At 71.9% G+C, this 19521-nt stretch carries 16 protein-coding genes; 11 read left to right on the top strand and 5 right to left on the bottom strand.

The window, feature by feature from the left end:
• Positions 1 to 9: 9 nt before the first annotated feature.
• The gene (hrpA, locus tag IEZ27_RS04265; protein ID WP_189646026.1) at positions 10 to 3882 is read right to left on the bottom strand and encodes an ATP-dependent RNA helicase HrpA; all 3873 of its coding nucleotides are present in this window, start codon (positions 3880 to 3882) and stop codon (positions 10 to 12) included.
• A 113-nt stretch (positions 3883 to 3995) separates the two neighbouring features.
• Entirely contained in the window at positions 3996 to 4724 is a 729-nt protein-coding gene (gene ppgK, locus IEZ27_RS04260; RefSeq protein ID WP_189646025.1) for a polyphosphate--glucose phosphotransferase, read from the bottom strand.
• A gap of 119 nt (positions 4725 to 4843) precedes the next feature.
• Here ppgK and IEZ27_RS04255 point away from each other — a divergent pair, with 119 nt between their 5' ends.
• Positions 4844 to 5965: a TIGR03118 family protein gene (locus IEZ27_RS04255; RefSeq protein WP_189646024.1), complete on the top strand. Its 1122-nt coding sequence runs from the start codon at positions 4844 to 4846 to the stop codon at positions 5963 to 5965.
• A gap of 234 nt (positions 5966 to 6199) precedes the next feature.
• The gene (locus IEZ27_RS04250; RefSeq protein ID WP_125640095.1) at positions 6200 to 6562 is read left to right on the top strand and encodes a hypothetical protein; all 363 of its coding nucleotides are present in this window, start codon (positions 6200 to 6202) and stop codon (positions 6560 to 6562) included.
• Positions 6563 to 6613: 51 nt separating this feature from the next.
• On the opposite strand, the gene IEZ27_RS04245 is transcribed toward IEZ27_RS04250, so the two are convergent.
• Complete coding sequence (locus IEZ27_RS04245) at positions 6614 to 7192, bottom strand: HAD family hydrolase (RefSeq protein WP_229823224.1); 579 nt, start codon at positions 7190 to 7192, stop codon at positions 6614 to 6616.
• A 126-nt stretch (positions 7193 to 7318) separates the two neighbouring features.
• Between IEZ27_RS04245 and IEZ27_RS04240 the strand changes: the two genes are divergently transcribed.
• Genes IEZ27_RS04240 through IEZ27_RS04225 form a run of 4 tightly spaced genes read left to right on the top strand, consistent with a single transcriptional unit; the run spans position 7319 to position 11769 of the window.
• Entirely contained in the window at positions 7319 to 8137 is an 819-nt protein-coding gene (locus tag IEZ27_RS04240; protein WP_189646022.1) for a DUF4253 domain-containing protein, read from the top strand.
• Positions 8138 to 8190: 53 nt separating this feature from the next.
• A complete protein-coding gene (locus IEZ27_RS04235; RefSeq protein WP_189646021.1) occupies positions 8191 to 9708 on the top strand; it encodes a hypothetical protein in 1518 nt (505 codons plus the stop codon).
• Positions 9705 to 10124, top strand: coding sequence for a hypothetical protein (locus tag IEZ27_RS04230; RefSeq protein WP_189646020.1), 420 nt, complete (start codon positions 9705 to 9707; stop codon positions 10122 to 10124). Before IEZ27_RS04235 ends, IEZ27_RS04230 begins: the two co-directional genes overlap by 4 nt.
• Positions 10125 to 10149: 25 nt before the next feature.
• Positions 10150 to 11769 carry an MFS transporter gene (locus IEZ27_RS04225; protein WP_189646019.1) on the top strand — a complete coding sequence of 540 codons (1620 nt, stop codon included), beginning with the start codon at positions 10150 to 10152 and terminating at the stop codon, positions 11767 to 11769.
• Between the two features lie 44 nt (positions 11770 to 11813).
• On the opposite strand, the gene IEZ27_RS04220 is transcribed toward IEZ27_RS04225, so the two are convergent.
• On the bottom strand, positions 11814 to 12608 hold the full coding sequence (locus IEZ27_RS04220) for an SAM-dependent methyltransferase (RefSeq protein WP_189646018.1): 795 nt from the start codon (positions 12606 to 12608) through the stop codon (positions 11814 to 11816).
• 242 nt (positions 12609 to 12850) lie between these two features.
• Complete coding sequence (locus IEZ27_RS04215) at positions 12851 to 14107, bottom strand: Scr1 family TA system antitoxin-like transcriptional regulator (protein ID WP_189646017.1); 1257 nt, start codon at positions 14105 to 14107, stop codon at positions 12851 to 12853.
• 221 nt (positions 14108 to 14328) lie between these two features.
• Between IEZ27_RS04215 and IEZ27_RS04210 the strand changes: the two genes are divergently transcribed.
• The 5 genes from IEZ27_RS04210 (at position 14329) to IEZ27_RS04190 (ending at position 19519) form a co-directional block, all read left to right on the top strand.
• The gene (locus IEZ27_RS04210) at positions 14329 to 15069 is read left to right on the top strand and encodes a hypothetical protein (RefSeq protein WP_189646016.1); all 741 of its coding nucleotides are present in this window, start codon (positions 14329 to 14331) and stop codon (positions 15067 to 15069) included.
• Positions 15070 to 15540: 471 nt separating this feature from the next.
• On the top strand, positions 15541 to 15741 hold the full coding sequence (locus IEZ27_RS04205) for a hypothetical protein (RefSeq protein WP_125640069.1): 201 nt from the start codon (positions 15541 to 15543) through the stop codon (positions 15739 to 15741).
• A 37-nt stretch (positions 15742 to 15778) separates the two neighbouring features.
• The gene (locus tag IEZ27_RS04200; protein ID WP_189646015.1) at positions 15779 to 16519 is read left to right on the top strand and encodes a maleate cis-trans isomerase family protein; all 741 of its coding nucleotides are present in this window, start codon (positions 15779 to 15781) and stop codon (positions 16517 to 16519) included.
• On the top strand, positions 16516 to 17700 hold the full coding sequence (locus IEZ27_RS04195; protein WP_189646014.1) for an FAD-dependent oxidoreductase: 1185 nt from the start codon (positions 16516 to 16518) through the stop codon (positions 17698 to 17700). Before IEZ27_RS04200 ends, IEZ27_RS04195 begins: the two co-directional genes overlap by 4 nt.
• Before the next feature lie 70 nt (positions 17701 to 17770).
• Complete coding sequence (locus IEZ27_RS04190; RefSeq protein ID WP_189646013.1) at positions 17771 to 19519, top strand: RNA polymerase sigma factor; 1749 nt, start codon at positions 17771 to 17773, stop codon at positions 19517 to 19519.
• The last annotated feature ends 2 nt before the right edge of the window (positions 19520 to 19521 follow it).

Here is a 19521-nt window from a genome sequence, read left to right as displayed (position 1 = left end):
GCCCCGAGCTCAGGGCCGCAGCTTCTCCATCGTCTTGGTGATGCGCTTCTCCGACACGGGCGTGGGGGTGCCGAGGGTCTGGGCGAAGAAGCTGACCCGCAGCTCCTCGATCATCCAGCGGACCTCCCTCACGTCGGGGTCGCCCCGGCGGGCCGGGTGCAGGTGTTCCAGCAGGTCCTGGTAGTCGTCCTCGATCTTGTGCACGCGGTCCATCCATTCCTCGTCCCGCCAGGGCTCCTCCGGGAGCTTGATGAGACGGCGCTCGATGGCCCGCAGGTAGCGCAGCACGTCGGGCAGGCGGCGGGTGCCGGTGGCGGTGACGAACCCCTTGTGGACGAGCTTGCCGAGCTGCTCGCGTACGTCCTCGGTCGAGGCGCCGGCGCGCAGGCCGTCGAGGCGGGTGCCCACGGCGTGCCAGACGCTCAGGATCTGCTCGACCTTGGCCAGCACGTCGGCCGCCGTGTCGTGCAGCTCGGCCCGGACGTGCTGGTAGAGCCGGTCGAAGCCGACCGGGTCCCAGGCCGGGCCGCCGAGGTCGAGCATCAGCTTGTCGACGGCCGCGTTGACCACGTCGTCGAACAGCGCCACGGCCCCGCCGTGGGGGCTGCGGGACAGGGCCAGCTTGGCCTGGTTGGACAGGCCGCCGAGCAGGGACCTGGCCGGGTTGGTGACGTTGAGCAGGAGCAGGCGGCGGGTGCCGGGCCAGTGGGCGCGGCGCTGCTCGGCCGCCGTCTCGAAGATCTTGACCGAGACCGAGTCGCCCGCGTCGACGAGCGCCGGGTAGCCCTTCATCCGGCCCTGCTCGAAGACCTTGGGCAGGGTGCCGAAGCTCCAGGTGCGCTGGCCGGTGCGCTCCAGGTCGTCGCCGGCCTCCGACAGGGTTTTGCGCAGGCGCGGCGCGAGGCGGCGCTTGAGCGCGTCGAGGTCTTTGTCCTCGGCGACCGTGCGCTTGCGTTCGTCGATCACCCGGTAGGTGATGCGCAGGTGGTCGGGCACCTGGTCGAGCTGCCACGCCTCGTGCGGCACGCGGACGCCGGTCAGCCGCAGCAGCTCGCGTTCCACGGCCTCCAGCAGCGGCTCACCGCCCTGCCTGACGCCGTCCAGCACCTGCTTGGCGTAGTTGGGGGCGGGCACGAAGTTGCGGCGCAGGTGTTTGGGCAGCGACCTGATCAACGCGGTGATCAGGTCTTCGCGCAGGCCCGGGATCTGCCAGTCGAAACCGTCGGAGTTGACCTGGTTGAGCACCTGCAACGGCACATGGACGGTCACACCGTCGGCGTCGGCGCCCGGCTCGAACTGGTAGGTCAGCCGCATCCGCTGGCCGAGCTGCTTCCAGGTGTCGGGGTAGTCGCGGGCGCTGACGTCGGCGCCCTCGTTGACCAGCATCTCCGGCGAGAACGTGAGCAGCTCGGGCTGCTCCTGCCCGGCCTGCTTCCACCAGGAGTCGAAATGCCTGGCCGAGACGACGTCGGCGGGGACACGCTGGTCGTAGAAGTCGTACAGGGCCTCGTCGTCGACCATGATGTCGCGGCGGCGGGCCCGGTTCTCCAGCTCCTCGACCTCTTCGAGCAGCCGCCGGTTGTCCTTGAGGAAGCGGTGGTGGGTGTCCCAGTCGCCCTCGACCAGGGCGTGCCGGATGAACAGCTCGCGCGACAGGTCGGGGTCGATGCGCCCGTAGTTGACCTTGCGGCCGACCACGAGCGGGACGCCGTAGAGGGTGACCTTCTCCAGGGCGATCACCGCGCCCTGGTTCTTCTCCCAGTGGGGCTCGGAGTAGGTGCGTTTGACCAGGTGTTGCGCCAGCGGCTCGACCCAGTCGGGCTCGATCTTGGCGTTGACCCGGGCCCACAGGCGCGAGGTCTCGACCAGCTCGGCCGACATCAGCCACTGCGGCTGCTTCCTGGCCAGGGCCGAGCCCGGGAAGACGGCGAAGCGGGCGTTGCGCGCGCCGATGTACTCCTGGATGGGCCGCCGCCCGTCGGCGGCGCGCTGCTTGTCCATGACGTCCTTGACGCCGATGTGCGACAGCAGCCCGGCCAGCAGCGACACGTGCACCTGGTAGGGGTCGGCCACCCCGCTGCCGGGCTGGGCGCCGAGGGCCTGGCGGACCTGGCTGTAGATGTCCTGCCACTCGCGGACCCGCAGGTAGTTGAGGAACTCGGCCTTGCACAACCGCCGGAACGCGCTGGAGGACAACTCCTTCTGCTTCTCGCGCAGGTAGTTCCACAGGTTGAGGTAGGTCAGGAAGTCGGAATCGGGGTCGGCGAAGCGCCGGTGCTTCTCGTCGGCCTGCTGCTGCTTGTCCGACGGGCGCTCGCGCGGGTCCTGGATGGACAGCGCGGCGGCGATCACCATGACCTCGCGCAGGCAGCCGTTCTTGTCGGCCTCCAGCACCATGCGGCCGAGCCGCGGGTCGACCGGCAGGGTCGCCAGCTTGCGGCCGACGCCGGTGAGCTTGCCCTGGGCGTCGAACGCGCCCAGCTCGTGGAGCAGGTTGACGCCGTCCTTGACCTGGCGGCGGTCGGGCGGCTCGACGAACGGGAACGCCTCGATGTCGCCCAGCCCGATCGAGGTCATCTGCAGGATGACCGAGGCCAGGTTGGTACGCAGGATCTCCGGGTCGGTGAACTCCGGCCGGGCGAGGAAGTCCTCCTCCTCGTAGAGCCGGATGCAGATGCCGTCGGAGGTACGGCCCGAACGGCCCTTGCGCTGGTTGGCGCTGGCCTGCGAGACGGGCTCGATGGGCAGGCGCTGCACCTTGGTGCGGTGGCTGTAGCGGGAGATGCGGGCGTAACCCGGGTCGACGACGTACTTGATGCCGGGGACGGTCAGCGAGGTCTCGGCCACGTTGGTGGCCAGGACGACGCGGCGGCCGGTGTGGCGCTGGAAGACGCGGTGCTGCTCGGCGGCGCTCAGCCGGGCGTAGAGCGGCAGGATCTCGGTGTTGCGGAAGTCGGCCTTGACCAGCGCGTCGGCGGCGTCGCGGATCTCCCGCTCGCCGGACAGGAAGACCAGGATGTCGCCGGGGCCCTCGGTGACCAGCTCGCGGCAGGCGTCGACGATGCCCTGCGTCTGGTCGTCGTCCTCCTCCAGCGGGCGGTAGCGGACCTCGACCGGGTAGGTGCGCCCGGACACCTCGATGATCGGCGCGTCGTCGAAGTGGCGGGAGAAACGTTCGGGGTCGATGGTGGCGCTGGTGATGACGACCTTGAGGTCGGGGCGCTGCGGGAGGAGCTGTTTCAGGTAGCCGAGGATGAAGTCGATGTTGAGGCTGCGTTCGTGGGCCTCGTCGATGATCAGGGTGTCGTACTGGTCGAGCAGGCGGTCGTTCTGCAGCTCGGCCAGCAGGATGCCGTCGGTCATCAGCTTGACCAGGGTGCGCTCGCCGGCCTGGTCGGTGAAGCGGACCTTGTAGCCGACCACCTCGCCGAGGTCGGTGCCGAGCTCCTCGGCGATGCGCTCGGCGACGGTACGGGCGGCGATGCGGCGGGGCTGGGTGTGGCCGATGAGCCCGCGTACGCCGCGCCCGAGTTCGAGGCAGATCTTGGGGATCTGGGTGGTCTTGCCGGACCCGGTCTCGCCCGCGATGATCACGACCTGGTGGTCGCGGATGGCGGCCAGGATGTCGTCCCTGCGCTGCGAGACCGGAAGGTTCTCCGGATATCGCACCTCAGGTACGGCCTCGCGCCGCCGCACCAGCCGCTGCTCGGCCCGTTCCACGTCGGCGAGGATCTCGGTGACGATCTTGTCCCGGGCCTCGCGGGAGCGGACCCGGCGCATGCCGTCGAGCCTGCGCCGCAGCCGCCGCTGGTCGCGCGGCATGAGCTCGGGCAGGCGGGACTGGAGGTCGGCGAGCGGAGAGGACAACGAAGGTGTTCCCATACTGCTTTCAGGATATTTGAGCCCCGTGGCCCCGGAGCCAACGGCCCATGGTGCCCCACGTGGGCCGCCTCCCGCATCCCAATATCGCGGCGCCGCCCCCGCCGCCGCGGCCCCTACTTCGCCGACCGGGTGGCGGCGTGGCGGGCGGCGCCGATGATGCCGGCCTCGTTCTGCAGGGCGGCGGGCACCACGGGCGTGTCGATGGTGACGTGCGGCAGGAACTTGTCGGCCTTCTTGCTGACGCCCCCGCCGATGACGATCAGGGCCGGCGAGAACAACATCTCCACGTGCTTGAGGTAGGTCTCCACCCGTTCGGCCCACTTCTCCCAGCTCAGGTCGTGCTCCTCGCGGGCCCGCGCGGACGCGCGGTCCTCGGCGTCCTTGCCGTGCAGCTCCAGGTGGCCGAGCTCAGTGTTGCACACGAGTGTGCCGTCGGTGAACAGCGCGCTGCCGATGCCCGTGCCGAAGGTCAGGATCAGCACGGTCCCGCCCCGGTCGCGGCCGTGGCCGAAGGTCATCTCGGCGATGCCCGCGGCGTCGGCGTCGTTCAGCACCGTCGCCCCGCCGAACAACTCGGCGGCGTCGACGCCGATCCACGAATGGTGGACGTTGGCCGCCGTCCGCACGACGCCGTCCACGACCACGCCGGGGAAGGTGATGCCGACCGGGCCGTCCCACTCGAAGTGCTTGACGATCCGGCCCACCACCTCGGCCACCCCTTCGGGCTTGGCCGGCTGGGGCGTGGCGATGCGCAGCCGCTCCTGGACGAGCTCCCCGGCCTCGGTGTCCACCGGGGCGCCCTTGATCCCCGAACCGCCGATGTCGATGCCCAACACGTTCATGCCTCTCCTTCTCCCCCTCCCCGGACGGGAAAACTCGCCCGCCGAGATTTCCGGCCCGGCTGAACCCGTTCCGCGCCCTTCGCGTATCTCGCGTCACAAGCGCTAACTAGGAGGCAAGGATGCGGCTCCGCATCATCACACTCTGCGCTGTCGCGGTCGTTCTGGGCGCGACTCTCACCACCCCCGCGCACGCGACCACCAGGACCCGTTTCGACGTCATCAACCTTGTGTCGGACGTCAAGGGCAAGGCCCCCGTGACCGACCCCAAGGTCGTCAACCCGTGGGGCCTGGCCATGGGCAAGACACTGTGGGTCTCCAACACGGGCACCGGCACCGCCACCGTCTACTCCGGCACGGGCAAGAAGGAGAAGACCGAGGTGTGGATCCCGGGCGGCTCCCCGACCGGCCAGGTGTTCAACCCGGGTGACGGCTTCACCGTGAAGGGCAAACCGGCCACGTTCATCTTCTGCAGCCCGAGCGGCGCGATCACCGGCTGGAACGCCGAGGCGGACCCGTCCAACGCGGTCATCGCCGCGTTCACCCGCGGCGCCGACTACAAGGGCCTGGAGCTCGTACGCACCGGCGACGGCGACTTCCTGCTGGCCGCCGACTTCGCGCACGGGCGCGTCCACGCCTTCGACGAGAACTTCCGGCGCATCCGCCTGGCCGGCTGGCAGTTCCAGGACTCGCAGGTGCCCCGCGGCTACAACGCCTACAACGTGGCCGTCGTCAACGGCAGCGTGTGGGTGTCGTACGCGCTGCGCGACCGTACCACCGGCAAGCCCGTCTTCGGCGCCGGCAAGGGCTTCGTGAGCCGGTTCAACGCCGACGGCCGCCTGACCGGCCGCGTCTCCAGAGTCGGGCTCAACGCCCCCTGGGCCATGACCGCCGCCCCGCGCGGCTGGGGCCAGTACGCCGGCGCCCTGCTGGTCGGCAACTTCGGCGACGGCACCGTGCACGCGTACAAGGGCAACCGCCACCTGGGCGCGATCACCGCCTCCAACGGCCGGCCGGTCGTGCTCCCCGGACTGTGGGACCTCGAACCCGGCACCGCGGCCACCGGCGGCGTGAACACGCTGTGGTTCTCGGCCGGCATCGACGGCGCCAAGCACGGCCTGATCGGGATGATCGCCCCCACCGGCACCCGGCCGACCTCCTCGGCCGCCCCCGCGAGCACGCCCGCTCCCACGCGCGGCACTCCGAAGTCGCAGTCGCCCTACGGCGGCAGTGGCGGCTACTGACCGGGGGCTTCTCGGACGTTCCCGGCGCGGCCGGCGCGGGCCGCGCCGGGAACCGCCGGTTTTCCCGGCGAAAACTTCAGCAAGATATGGACACGGAATGCGACGGAGCAGATACTCATCGTGTCAGTACCCTCATCCCTGCTGCCACGCCTCCCCCTTCAGCACCGCATACGCCGGCGTGCGCCGTGCTGCCCGGAAACCCGTGTCTGTCAGGGAACAGGACAAGGAGAGACCATGCGTTCCAAGAAGTCTCTGTTCCTTTCCGTCGCCGCCCTAGCCACCGCGGCCAGCGTGACGGCCACCGTCGTCGCCCTCCAGGGCGCCAGCCCGGTCTCGGCGGCCAGCCGCCAGGCGGCCCTGCCGCCCGGTTACCAGCTCGTCACCCTGCCCAACGCCAACGTCCCCAACTTCCAACGCCGCACGCTCTACTGCCCGGGGTCCAAGCACGTCCTCGGGGGCGGCGGCGAGGCCCGCGGCAACGGCGCGATCCTGGTCGGGTCGTTCCCCACCGACGACGCGCGCGGCTGGATCGTCCTCGGCCGCCAGATCGGCTACAACGACGTCGGCATCAGTGTCTTCGCGATCTGCGCCGACTGACCTTTCATCGGCCCCGCCCCTCGGACGGGCGGGGCCGGTGCCCTTCGAGAGCTAACCGAGGACGGCCGCCAGGTCGGCGACGGTGCGGTAGTGAACGCCCGTCATGCCGAGTTCCCTGGCGGCTTCCACGTTCGGCAGCCGGTCGTCGACGAACAGGCAGCGCGCGGGCTCGGCCCCGGCCCGTTCGGCGGCGATCTCGTAGATGCGCGGGTCGGGCTTGGCCACCCCCACCCTGGCGCTGCTGACCAGGTCGTCGGCGAAATAGGTGAGCCCCAGCCGGTCGAGGTGCTCCTCCACGGTGTCCATGGCGTTGGTCACGATGATCACCGGCACGTACTGCTGGGCCTTGGCCAGCAGTGCCCTGACCTCCTCGTCCACCCAGAACGGCACCGCCCCGAACTCGGCCACCGCCTGTCGGGCCCGCTCGTCGCCGCCGAGGGCGACCGCGACGGCCTCCAGCCATTCCCGTTCGGTCATCCGGCCCAGCGTGGCGGGCATGATCAGCTCGGGGGCGAAGGCCGTGGCCATGAGCGGCAGGCCGTACCGGGCCTCGATCTCGGCCTGGAGGGTGTGGTCGAAAAGGCGCAGCACGCCATCGAGATCGGTGAGAACCGCGTCAAAGGGGAGCACAGCCACCATTCTGCCGCGAAGCACCGCATCCGCTGCTCCGAGAACGTTTCGCGTGCCACCAAAGCCCCCGGGCGACCGGCGGCACTACCATCTCCGAGACGGGATTCGGCATCGGAATGGTAGGGCATGGACGATCACCAGCTGCCACCTGAGTTGTGCCAGCTGTTCGCCGACGGCGGCGGGGGGCGCGGCCTGCCGCCGGGCCTGCCCGCGGGCGACGTGGTCTGGCCCGATCCCGCCTACACCCGGCAGATCGTGCCGGCGCGGCCGGCGTTCTGGATGAGCGACGAGCCCGCCGCGGGCGAGGACTGGTCGCTCATGCGGACCTGGCACCGGCACAGCGGCCTGTGGCCGGTCCTGCTCGACGAGTCCGCCCAGCCGTGGGCGATCGGGCAGATCGTGCCGGACGACCCGATGCTGATCGGCCACTTCACCGCCGAGGGATTCATGACCGAGGTGTGGCAGGAGTGGGTGTCGCAGATGCCGCGCGACGCGCTGGCCGAGTTAGAGCCGTTCGGCGGGCTCTGTCCCGGCCTCGCGCCGCCGGGCGTGCCGCGTGCCGAGCCCGGCGACGTGGCCGACTGGCTGGCCCGCGAGCTGGCGCCCAAGGGCATGCCGCTCGGGCTGGTCGCGGCCGGCAGGGGGGCCGACGCGCTCGCGGTCATGGGCTGGCAGGGCGCGTTGCACCACAACGAGTGGATGGTGCCGATGGCGGCCGTCGTACGGAGCTGGGAGGACCGGTTCGGGGCGCGGGTGGTGAGCGTCGGGTTCAACACGCTCGACCTGAGCGTGGCCGCGCCGCCCGCCGACATCGAGCACGCCCTGCACGTCGCCGCCGAGCACTGGACGTTCTGCCCGGACAACGTCGTGCAGGGACCGGGCGACCTCCAGGGGTACGCCGAACAGATCCTCGGCGCGTACGCGTGGTCGTTCTGGTGGGACTGAATCCCCGGTTTCTACGCTACTTTTGACCGGCGACAGGGAGGCGCGATCACAGAATGACACGGGGAGATCTCACTCCGGAGCTCCTGCATTCCTCGTCCTGGACGGACTGGCTGGTGCAGTCGGCGGGCATCCCCGTGCACGACGTGCCGCTGGTGTCGGTGGGGGGCGGGCTCGGCTCGTTCACGCTGGTCGACGTGCTGCGCATCCGGGGCGTGCCGATCCCCGCCCTGCGCGTGCTCTCCACCAGCGACACCCCGTGGCAGACGTGGGAGTACCTGACGCGCGTCTCGCAGTTGCCCGCGCACGAGCGCATCCGCTCCGACGCCGGGGCCCGCCCCGACAACATCTGGGGTTTCCCCTCCTACGCCGTCCAGGAGGCGTGGCAGGACGGCTCGTTCGGGCCGATCCTCCAGGTGCTCGCCGAGCCGCTGTTCACCGACTTCTACAGCCCGCGCGCCGGGCTGGTCACGCAGACCGTACGACGCGAGGCCGACCGCATCGGCTACTGGCACATGCTGGCCAAGGGCCAGGTGCGCATGGTCAGGAAGCGGCTGGGCGGCGGGTACTTCACCGTGCTCACCCCGCCGCCGGGCAGCTCGCCGACCAAGCGGGTGGTGCTGCGCTCGCAGTACGTCCACCTGGCCGTCGGCTACCCGGGGCTGAAGTTCCTCGACGACCTCCAGGAGTTCCGGCAGGCGCAGGGCGAGCGGTACCGGGTGGTCAACGCGTACGAGCCGCACGAGCACGTCTACGACCAGTTGCGCAAGCGGCCCGGCGTGGTGGTCGTCCGCGGCGCCGGGATCGTGGCCTCGCGGGTGCTCCAGCGCCTGATGGACGACCGGGAGCGCTACGGCCTGCACACCCAGATCGTGCACCTGTTCCGCACGTACGTGGCCGGCCCGCACGGCCCCGGCGTGTTCATGCGGCGCAAGGGCGGCGACGGCTGGGCCTACCAGGCGTTCACGATGCCCAAGTCGGCCTTCGGCGGCCAGCTCAAGGCCCAGTTCAGAAGAGCCTCGCCCGAGCAGCGGGCCAGGATCTCCGCGACGGTCGCCGGCACCACCACGCCGAAGCTGGCCCGCTGGCAGGAGCAGATGCGCAGGGGCCGGCAGGGCAACTGGTACCACCCGACGCAGGCCGTGGTCGACCGCATCGAACGGGCCCCAGACGGCCGCCTGGTCACCCACACGCGCAGCGTCGACGCCGCCCCCATGCAGTACGCGTCCGACTTCATCATCGACTGCACCGGCCTGGAGGCCGACATGCCGGAGCACCGGGTCCTCGACGACCTGCTCAAGCACGGCGGCGCCCAGCCCAACAAGGCCGGCCGGCTGCGGGTCGGCCCGAACTTCGAGGTGCTCGGCGCCGAGAGCGAGGGCGGCGTCCTGTACGCCTCCGGCGCCGCCACGGCCGGCAACCACTTCCTGGCCGTGGACAGCTTCCTCGGCATGCAGACCGCGGCGCTCGACATCGCCGCCGACCTGACCAGGCGCGGGTTCTGCAAGGGGCTCGGGCCGATGCGGTCCACCGCCCAGTGGCTGAGGTGGGCGGCCAACAGGAGGCCCGCTTGATCCCCACGCTGGCCGGGCGGTTGCAGACCCGGCTGTTCACGCTGGCCACCGTGGGGGCGGTGCTGACCGCGCTGATCACCCTGGTGTTGCCGATGTCCTTCAAGGACGCCTATCTCGTGCTGCTGGCCGTCGCCGTCGTGGGCGCCGGCTGGGAGTTGCTGTACCACCTGCTGATGCAGTTCCGCTGGGACAAGGACTGGCCGACGCTGTTCGGGCTGGTCACGGCCGTGCCCGAGGGGCTGTTGATGTGGGTGCTGCTGGACCGCGGGCTCGTTCCAGGGGTTGGGGGCCCGGTCCGGGCGTGGGCGTTCGCGGTGATGTTCGCGTTCGTCTGGCTCGGCCAATGGTTGTTCGTGAACGGGCCGATGCGGGTGTTGTTCGTCGACTGGCGGCTGCGCGGCGGCCGCCTGCTCTGATCACGGATCTGATCACGGAGGGGCAATGGGGGGCGTCGAGCTGGCTCGACCTCTGTACTTCTGGCTCGGGTTCCTGGCCACGGTGGCCGGGGTCGTGCTGCATCTGCCGATGTACCTGCACGGGGCCGACATGCACTACCGCCTGGCGGGCATGCCGATGGACCTGCCGATGGCGATCGGCATGGCGCTGATCGTGGCCGGGCTGGCCGTCACCGCGTACGGGCTGATCCCGCCCGGCGCGCTGACCGCCAGACCGGCGGCCGAGGTGCGGGTGCGCGCATTGGACGACGCACGGATGCGACCGGCCCACATCGGGCTCATCGTGGTCATGTCGGTCGCGGTGATCATCGATGCGATGAAGCCGATCACGCTCGGCTTCGTCGCCCCCGGCATGGCCAAGGAGTACGGGCTGAAGTCCGCGCTCAACCCGGCCGGCGAGCTGCCCGTGGCGCTGCTGCCGCTGGCGGGGCTCACCGGGACGGTGCTCGGCTCGCTGTTGTGGGGCTGGATGGGCGACAAGATCGGGCGCAAGCCGTCGATCCTGTTCGCCGGGGTGTTGTTCATCGGCACCGCGATCTGCGGCGTCATGCCGGACTTCGAATGGAACCTGGCCATGTGCGTGGCCATGGGGCTGGGCGCGGGCGGCATGTTGCCGATCACGTTCTCGCTGCTGGCCGAGACGATCCCGGCGCGGCACAAGGGCTGGGTGATGGTGCTCATCGGCGGCAACCTGGCCGTCGCGTACCTGGCGGCGAGCTGGTTGTCGGCGTCGCTGGCGCCGACGTTCTCCTGGCGGGTGTTGTGGCTGGTCGGGCTGCCGACCGGGGTGTTCCTCATCCTGCTCAACCGTTTCATCCCCGAGTCGCCGCGCTTCCTGCTCGCGCACGGCCGCGACGCCGAGGCCCGCGCGGTCCTGGCCAGGTACGGCGCCGCCGTCACCCCCCAGGACGCCGCCGAGGACGCGGCGCGGGACGTCGAGCGGGTGGAGGACGAGCACGCGGGCGGCTACTCGCGGCTGTTCCGCCGCCCGTTCACCGGGCTCACGGTCGCCGTCGTGGTCCTGGGGCTGAGCATCGGCCTGGTCACATACGGCTTCCAGCTCTGGATCCCGTCGAACCTGCAGAAGCTGGGCCTGGACCAGCAGACGGCCGACCGGGCGCTGCGCGACTCGACGTTGCTGGGCCTGCCGCTGATCTTCATCTCGGCCGCCATGTACGGCCTGTGGAGCGCGAAGAAGACGATCGTCACGCTGTCCGCGCTGGTCGGGGCGGCGCTGGCGGTGCTGGCCTTCTCCGGGGAGACGCTGGCTCAGGACCGTACCTGGTTGTACCTGCTGCTGGCCGGGCCGATCGTGGGGACGGCGACGATCGCGGCGGTGCTGGCCGCGTACAGCTCGGAGATCTATCCGACCCGGGTGCGCTCGCGCGGCTCGGGGTTGTCGGCGGGGATGGGCAAGGCCGGCGGCGTGGCGGTGACCGCCGTGCTCGTGGGCGGCGCCGCGGCGCCGTCGATCGGCACGACCGCGCTGCTCGGGGCGATCCCGCTCATCCTGGCCGTGGTGGCGGTGCTGGCCTTCGGGGTCGAGCCGTCGAAGGGCGCGGCCGACGATCCGGCCACGCCCGCCCCGGCCACCACCGGGGCCTGACGCTCACGGACCGCGCGCCGGGGCCTTGACGGGGGCCCCGGCGTTCACGGGATGCGCGCCACGGCGCCGTACGTGCCCGACGAGCTCGGCCGGTCGGCGCAGGCGGCGTCGGGGTCGCCGGGCCGCCACTCGGGGACCCACACCAGCCCCGGATCGACCAGCACCAGACCGTCGAGCAGCGCCGCCACCTCTTCCCTGCCGCGGATCGCGTGTCCGGGCAGCGTCATGGCCAGCAGGTCGCGGATCGCGGGCAGCAGCTCGCCGGGCACGCCGTCGAACGTGGTCTGCAGGAGCGTCAGGTAACTGTCGTCCGGCGCCACCTGGCGGAGCCGCTTGATCACGTAGTGGGCGTACTCGTCGTCGTTCAGGCTGTGGGTGGACAGGAGCAGCACGGCCATGGGGCGGTCCCAGTCGAGGAAGCCGCGCAGCACCCGGTCGTCGAGTACCGCGTCGATCTCGCGTAGATCGCCCTCGACCACGCGGACCAGATCGGTGGTCGGCTCGATGGTGGCCCGCGCGCCGGCCAGCACCATCGGGTCGTTCTCCACATAGACCACCCGGGCGGGCGCGCCGCCGAGGCCGTCCATGGCCACGTCGTGCAATTGGCCGCCCGCGGGCAGACCGCTGGGCACACCACTTCCCACAATGACGAACTGGTCCACGCCTTCGGCCGCCAGATGACGCACCACGCGGACCAAGAACTGAAGGACCGCCCGTGCCGCGGTGGTCGTCACGGAGGCGGCCAGGTCATATCGGCGTACCGCGTCACGGTCCGCCGAGAAATTGTTCTTCCCGCCCGCGGCCGCGTCGAGCACACGGGTGATACTCGCTCGGGTCATCTCCAGCTTCGCCAAGTTTCGGATGGCACGCTGACGCATTGAGTGTTGCCCCTTTCCCCTCGCCCACATTCTCGGGAAAAGCTGATCCTTTCGGACCCCACTCGATGACCCAGACCATATGATCCTCGTTGCGCGCCGGAAGACAACAGGAAAAGCATGAATTCTCTGGAAATATGCGTTACCGGAATGGCGCACTGATCATTTACCGGCCGCTCGACCGGTGGCTGACTAGGCAGGAAAGATCATTTTCCGATCGAGCGCGAGAGGCGTTCGCGGTGGAACTCCAGCACCTCGTACGTCTCCTCGCGCGTGGTGGTCGTCACCGACAACTTCGTGAACGCCTGGTGGTAGGTCTCGACCTCGGCGGCGTCGGTGATCAGCTCGTCGGACTCGATGCCGTGGGCGCAGGCCACGTCGGGCTCGAACGCCTCGGCGAAGCGCCACAACGTGAACGGGCCGGTGCGCGGCACGTAAGCGGGGTCGTCGAGGGGCACGACGTGCAGTGAGACGTTGGGCCGCTTGGCGTGGTCGATCAGCAGGTCGAGCTGGCGGAGCTGGACGTGCGGGCCGACGATCGAGCGCAGCAGCACGGCCTCGTCGATCACCGCCCACAACACCGTGCCACTGGCCGCCGCCAGCGCCTCCTGGCGGGCCATGACCAGCGCCAGGGCCTCCTCCACCGACGACTGGCCGAGCGTGGCCGGGCCGGTCACGGTGAGCGCGGCCCGCGCGTAGTCCTCGGTCTGCAACATCGGCGGCACGAACTGGGTGTGGTACGTGCGGATCACCGTGGCCCGCTGCTCCAGCGCGTACGCGGCGGACAGCCAGACGGGCACCGACTGGGCGTCGTACCAGGCGGTCTCGCGCTCGCCCCTGGCCAGCGAGAGGACGTACTCGCGGATGGGCGGGGCGGCGACGCCGTAGAGGCCGAGCAGGCGCTCGACCGTGATCGGCGCGGGCGCGATGCGGCCCTCCTCGATGGCGGGGATCGCGGCGGCGCCCTTGCCGAGCGCGACCTCGACCTGCTCGACCGAGAGCTGCGCGCCGGCGCGCAGGCCGTAAAGCCGCTTGCCGAGCGCCCGGCGCTGCGAGCCGTTGAGCGGCGTGGCGGCGTCGGGGATCTCGGGGGCCGGCTCGGGCTCGCCGGACAGGTCCTCGGCCCGGCGCGCGAGCTCGACCACGCCCCGCAGGACGGACAGCGAGCCCTCGGACAGCCCGGAGGCGGACAGGCCGATCGAGGCCGCCCGCAGTTGCAGGTCCTCGACCGCGCCGGACTCGTAGTGCTCGTCGCCGACCAGCCAGCCCACGCTCACCTGAAGGCAGGAGGCCAGCGCCCGGAGCACCTGAAGGGTCGGGTTGGTCTGCTTGCCCGTGCGCAACTGGCTGACGTAGGCGCGCGTGATGGGGATGCCCGCCTCGGTGAGGGCGGAGGCGACCTGGGCACCCGTGAAGCCGCGCTTGGTCAGCGCGAGATCGAGCCGTTCGGCGAAGTTCGCCACGGCGCACCTCCTACCGCCCGTGAACTTTTCCAGCCTAAGGTACGAGACCCCCACTGTCCCCTGCCACGCCGGCAAGCTCTGCCCGGCGGGTAGGTATCAACTTATTCGCAAAGTGTGAGTTGACATAGCCCCTCTTTCCAGCACAGTATCGGAGCGCGTGGTAACTGAGGCTTAACAGCCCGGACGATTCGCAAGAGTCTCCGGCGAGGAGGTGGCCGGACGTGACCATCGGTTCCCCCGACAGCTCCCGCTTCCTGGAGGATCCGGTCTCCCGGGGTCAGGAGCAGGTCGTCCGGCGCATCTGCGCGCGTGTCGCCGGGCCGCTGACGGGCCGTGACATCAATGTCGCCGGGCTGCCGCTCGGCGGGGTCGAGATCTGGCTGGACAACCCGCGCCACCGCTGGCGCCTCTACCACGGCATGGCCCGCGAGCTGCGGCTGGCGGGCTGGCACACCGAGCCCGGTCCAGACCGGCTGCTGCTGCTCGGCTGGAGCCCGGTCTGCCTGAGCCACCGCGCCAGGATGCTGGGCGCGGCCCTGTCCGGACGGCTGGCCGACTTCGACCGTACGTCGTTCGCGGCCGTCATGATCGCCACCCGGCTGCGGCACGAAGGGCTGCCCGCCGCCAGGCTGCCCGCCGAGGTGGTGTCCCGCTGCCGCGACACGCTGCGCTGGCCCGCCCGGCTGGCCGATCTCGACGGCCTCGAACGCCGGTCCACGCTGGAGCCGATCCGGCTCAGGCTGGCCCAGGTGGCCGGGCTGGAGTCGAAGGTGAGCCGGCGCTGCGCCGAACACCTCGCGCTGGCCTCCAGGGTCGCGCGCACGGTGGCCGGCGGCGTGCCGCCCGCCCGTTCCCGCGCTTCCGGGCCCCGCGCGGGGCTGACGGAGCGCATGGTCTGCGTGAGCGTGCCCAACCGGGCGTCCGCCGCGCCGGCCGCGCTCGACCCGGGGGCGGCGCGATGACGCCGATCCCCCTCCCCCGGCGCCGGGCCTCGCCGCCCGCCGGCCCGCCCGCACCTCGTGCGGCTCCGGTGGCGGCCCTCATACGGCCGGCTCCGGCACCACCCCATCCCTCCGGCACCGTGCGTCACGTGCTCGACAAAGTCGGCGCGGTGCTGCCGGCCAGCGCGGTAGCGGCTGGCGTGCTGGCCAACTCAAGGGGTGGTGCCTGGGGCCGGCTTTCCTCGCGGTCGCCCGCCTGCGCTCAGGCGGCGGCCACCGCGATCGCGGCGTCCGGCGTGCCCGCCGCCGCGATCGATGCCACCGGCGCGGGGGCGCCGCCGGGCGGGACGATCGGCGTGACGGGCGCCACTGCTCTGATCGACCGCCCCCCGCTGGGGCAGGCGCCCGCGCGCGCCCCCGTGCCGGTGGCAACGACGTCCGCGGGCCGGTTCCGGCCCGCGTCAAGCAGATCCGCGACCGACAGGAGTGATCATGCTCACCGACGAGGTGTCCAGGCGGCAGCCGCACGAGGTGCACGCGCGGGGCGCGCGTCCCTCGCCCCCGGAGCCCAGGAGCGAGGGCCGGGACGATCCGGCGCCCGTCCAGGCCCCGGCGCGCACCGTCCACCGGCTGCGCCGGATCCGGCAGGTGTCCGTCCAGGCCATCGGCGAGATCGATCAGGCGCTGGCCTGAACGCCATGCCGAAAGTCCTCGATCCCGGGGGTGTGGAATGAGCCGCGGCCGGGTGGGCGTGATCGTCGCCCCCGCCAACCCCTCGGCGGAGCCCGAGCTGACCCGCCTGCTCGGCTCGCGCGCCGACATGCACGTCACCCGCTTCCCCGTGCACCGGAACGTGTCGCTCGCCGAACGGCTGGAGAGCTACAACCACGCCCTGCCCGGCATGGTCTGCGCGTTCGACGGCCTGCCGCTCGACGCCCTGGTCATGGCGTGCAGCGAGTCGCGCTACCTGCTGGGCCCCGACGACGACGCCGACCAGTGCGCGCGGTTGTCGGCCTCGACCGGCGTGCCGTTCGCCTCCTCCACGCAGGCGACCAGGGAGGCGGTCGAGCACGTCGGCGTGAGCGACATCGTGCTGGTCTCGCCGTACCAGCCGTGGCTGACGGAGCTGGCCGAGCGGTTCTGGAAGACGGCGGGGCTCAACGTCACGCAGGTCGTACAGGTGCGGGCGGCCAAGGGCGGCTACTCCTCGTACGCGGTCACCCCGGCCGAGCTGATCACCCAGGTCGAGCGGGCCGAGGTGCCGGGCGACGCGGTGTTGCTGTTCACCGGCACCGGCATGGCCACGCTGCCCGTGCTCGGGCCGCTCAGCGCCGGCAACGACCGCACGCTGCTCACCTCCAACCTCTGCACCGCCTGGTGGGCCCTGTCGCACGCCATCGGCGAGCCCGTCACCCTCACCCGCCTGCCCTACCGCCGCCACCTGGCGGAGCAGGGGAGGCGCCCCGCATGAACGGCGTCATCGTGGTCGGAGCCGGCCCGGCGGGGCTGACCGCGGCGCTCTCGCTGGCCAGGGCGGGGATTTCGGTCACCGTGCTGGAGCGGGAGAGCGAGCTCGCCGTGCAGGCGCGGGCCTGCACCTTCCATCCGGCCACGCTCGACCTGCTCGACGAACTGGGCGTGGCCTCGCAACTCGTCGCCAAGGGTCGCGTGGTCGACCGGGTGCAGTGGCGCGACCGGTCGGGGATCGTGCTGGCCGAGATGGACATGAACCGGCTCAACGGCCTGACCAAACACCCGTTCAGGATCCACGCCGACCAGGCCGCGCTCACGCCGCTGCTGCTCGCGGCGCTGTCGGCCTACCCCGACGTCGACGTACGCTTCGGCACCCGCGTCGACGGGGTCTCCGAGGGCGGCACCGGCATCCGGGTCCGTGTCGGCCACACGTGGGCGCGGGCCCGGTACATGATCGCCGCCGACGGCGGCCACAGCACCGTACGCGGCTCGCTCGGGTTGCCCTTCCCCAGGTCGGCCTACCCGATGCAGGCGCTACGGGTGTTCACCGACTCGCCGCTCGACCGGCTGCTGCCGAGCCTGGCGCCGCTCACGTACGTCCGCGACGTGCAGCAGTCGTGCACGCTGCTCGCGCTGCCCGACCACTGGCGGATCATCTTCAAGATCCCCTGTGACGCCACCGAGCCGCTGTCGTCGCCGAACGTCTCGATGCTGGTCCGCCGCGCCCTGCCGGGGGCCAGCGGGCCCATCCACGTGACCGGCGCCGACCGGTTCGGGTTGTCCAGGGGCGTACTGACCTCCTACCGGTGCGGACGGGTGTTGTTCGTCGGCGACGCGGCGCACCTGACCTCCACGGTCGGCGGCCTCAACATGAACGCCGGCATCCACGACGCCGTCGAGGTCGGCCAGGTGATCGCGGCCGTGCTCGGCGGTTTCGCGCCGCCGACCGCGCTGGAGGCGTGGGCGTGGCGGCGGCGGGCCGTGCTGCTGCAACGGGTGATCCCGCGCGGCGAGACGCGGCCGGCCGGCGTGCGCGAGCGCGACAGCGCCCGGCTCGCCGCGGCGATGGCCGGGCTGCGCGCCATCGCCGGCGACCCCGAGGCCACCCGCGCCTACCTGGCGCAGGCCTCGCTGCTCGACACCGTACCCGGCTCCGCAGGCGGAGCCCGGCCCCGCTGAGACCCTTGAGGAGGTGTGACACCGGATGTGGCGAACGCTCTCGGACGAAGCTCGCCAGGCCATACGCGAGATGTGCGACACGCATGGCTCCCGCCTCTACGACTACTGCCGCACCGAGCTGGCCGCGGGCGACGCCGAGCAGGCCGTCGCCGGCACGCTGGTGTCCGCCCACCTCTACGCGGACCGGCTGCCCGACCCGGCCCTGCACACGCCCTGGCTCTACGCCCTGGCGCGGGCCCACCGGGCGTTCGTGGCCAAACCGGCCAGCATCGGCTCGTGGTCGCGTCCCGGGCGGATGTCGGAGCTGCTGCCCGAGGCCCTGCTCTCCCTCGACCGCCCGCTGCGCGAGCTGCTCGACCTGTCCCTGCGCCACGGCCTGTCCGACACCGAGCTGGCCACGGTCTTCAGCCTGAGCCCGGACGAGATCCGGTCCGTCGTGGCGCGGGCCTCCGACGGGCTGGAGGGGTGGTTCGCCGCGATCATCGCCGCGCGCGGCCGTACCGGATGTCCTGATCTGACCACTCGGGTGGCGGCCTGGGTCACCTCGCCGGGCCGCCGGGCCCGCGCCCGGATCAGCCGCCACATCCAGGGCTGCGCCGCCTGCCGGGCCGCGCCCAGGACGATGTCGGCCGCCGCGCTGCTGCGCCGGCTGCCGATCGCGGCACTGCCCGGCACACTGCCCAACCGGCTCGCCTCGGCCCAGCCGCTGCCCGGAGAGAGACCTCTCTGGCGGGCGGACGGCTTCCCCGTGCTGGCACGCACCCTGGTGGAGCCCCTCGCGGCCCCGCCGGGCGTGGAGGCAACGCCGATGCCCCCGGTCGCCGACCCCACGACGGCGACACCGGGAAAGCCCTGGTCGGCGGCGGGCGCGGCTGCCGCCGACCAGGAGCATCCCGGGCGTACGGCGCGCGGGCGGCACCCGTTCACGGCGACGAGCCGTACCCGGGCCTTCCGCGGCGGGGTGCAGGGCGACAAGCTCGTCTACGGCGACCGCGCCGAGAGCGGCCTCAGCGGCACCGTGGTCAACGGTTCGGTCAACGGCACGGCCGGCGACGGCGACGCACCCCCCGGCGCCATGATCATCCGGTACGGCGGCCTCGGCTGGAACGGCGAGTCCGGCGACCTCGACCGGCTGCCCGGCGAGGCGCAACCCTGGCAGGAGTTCTGGCGGGAGCAGCCCGAGGAGCCCGAGACCGAGACCGAGGCCCCGATCCGTACGGTGGCCAGGCTGGGCCTGCTCCTCGGCGTGGGGCTGCTGGTGGTGGGCCTGGTGTGGGCCGTGCTCAACGCCCGCGACCATCCCGCGACGGTCACCAAGGCGGTCACCAAGGCGGCCGCGCAGTCGAGTGTCCCGGCCGAGAGCCCGACGCGGTGGGCGGCCCCCGTGGGCGCGGCCGCCGGCTCCGACCTGACGTCCCTGGACAGGAAGGCCGACCTGCCGAAACCGGCGCCGCCCACGGCCCGCCTGTCGCCGCGGTCGGCCTCGCTGGGCTCCGGGCGCTCCGGGGCCTTCTCCCTGTCGTGCACGGGCACCTGCCGGGTCGTCTCGGCCGTCGGCTCGCGCGGCATCGTCGTCGACGGCACGACGTTCCGCGTCACGGACCCGCGCTCGCGCCCCGCCTGCCCGGGCGCGCCGGACGTGCGCCGCGGCCGGATCACGATCGTGTGGTCGGGCCGGGCCACCGGCGACGGCCTGCGCACCGGCGGCACGGTGACCGCCGGCGGCACGCTCACCCTCAAGGTGGGCTGGACCATCGCCAGGGACAAGGGTGTGCGGCGGCTCGACTCCGGCGGCGTCCACTGGAGCAACTGCGGGTGAGG

It is taken from the genome of Nonomuraea spiralis (assembly GCF_014648435.1).
In the GTDB taxonomy this organism is placed as follows: Bacteria; Actinomycetota; Actinomycetes; order Streptosporangiales; family Streptosporangiaceae; genus Nonomuraea; species Nonomuraea spiralis.
Note: the sequence above shows the minus strand (reverse complement) of the source record. Positions and strands in the feature narration are given on the sequence as shown.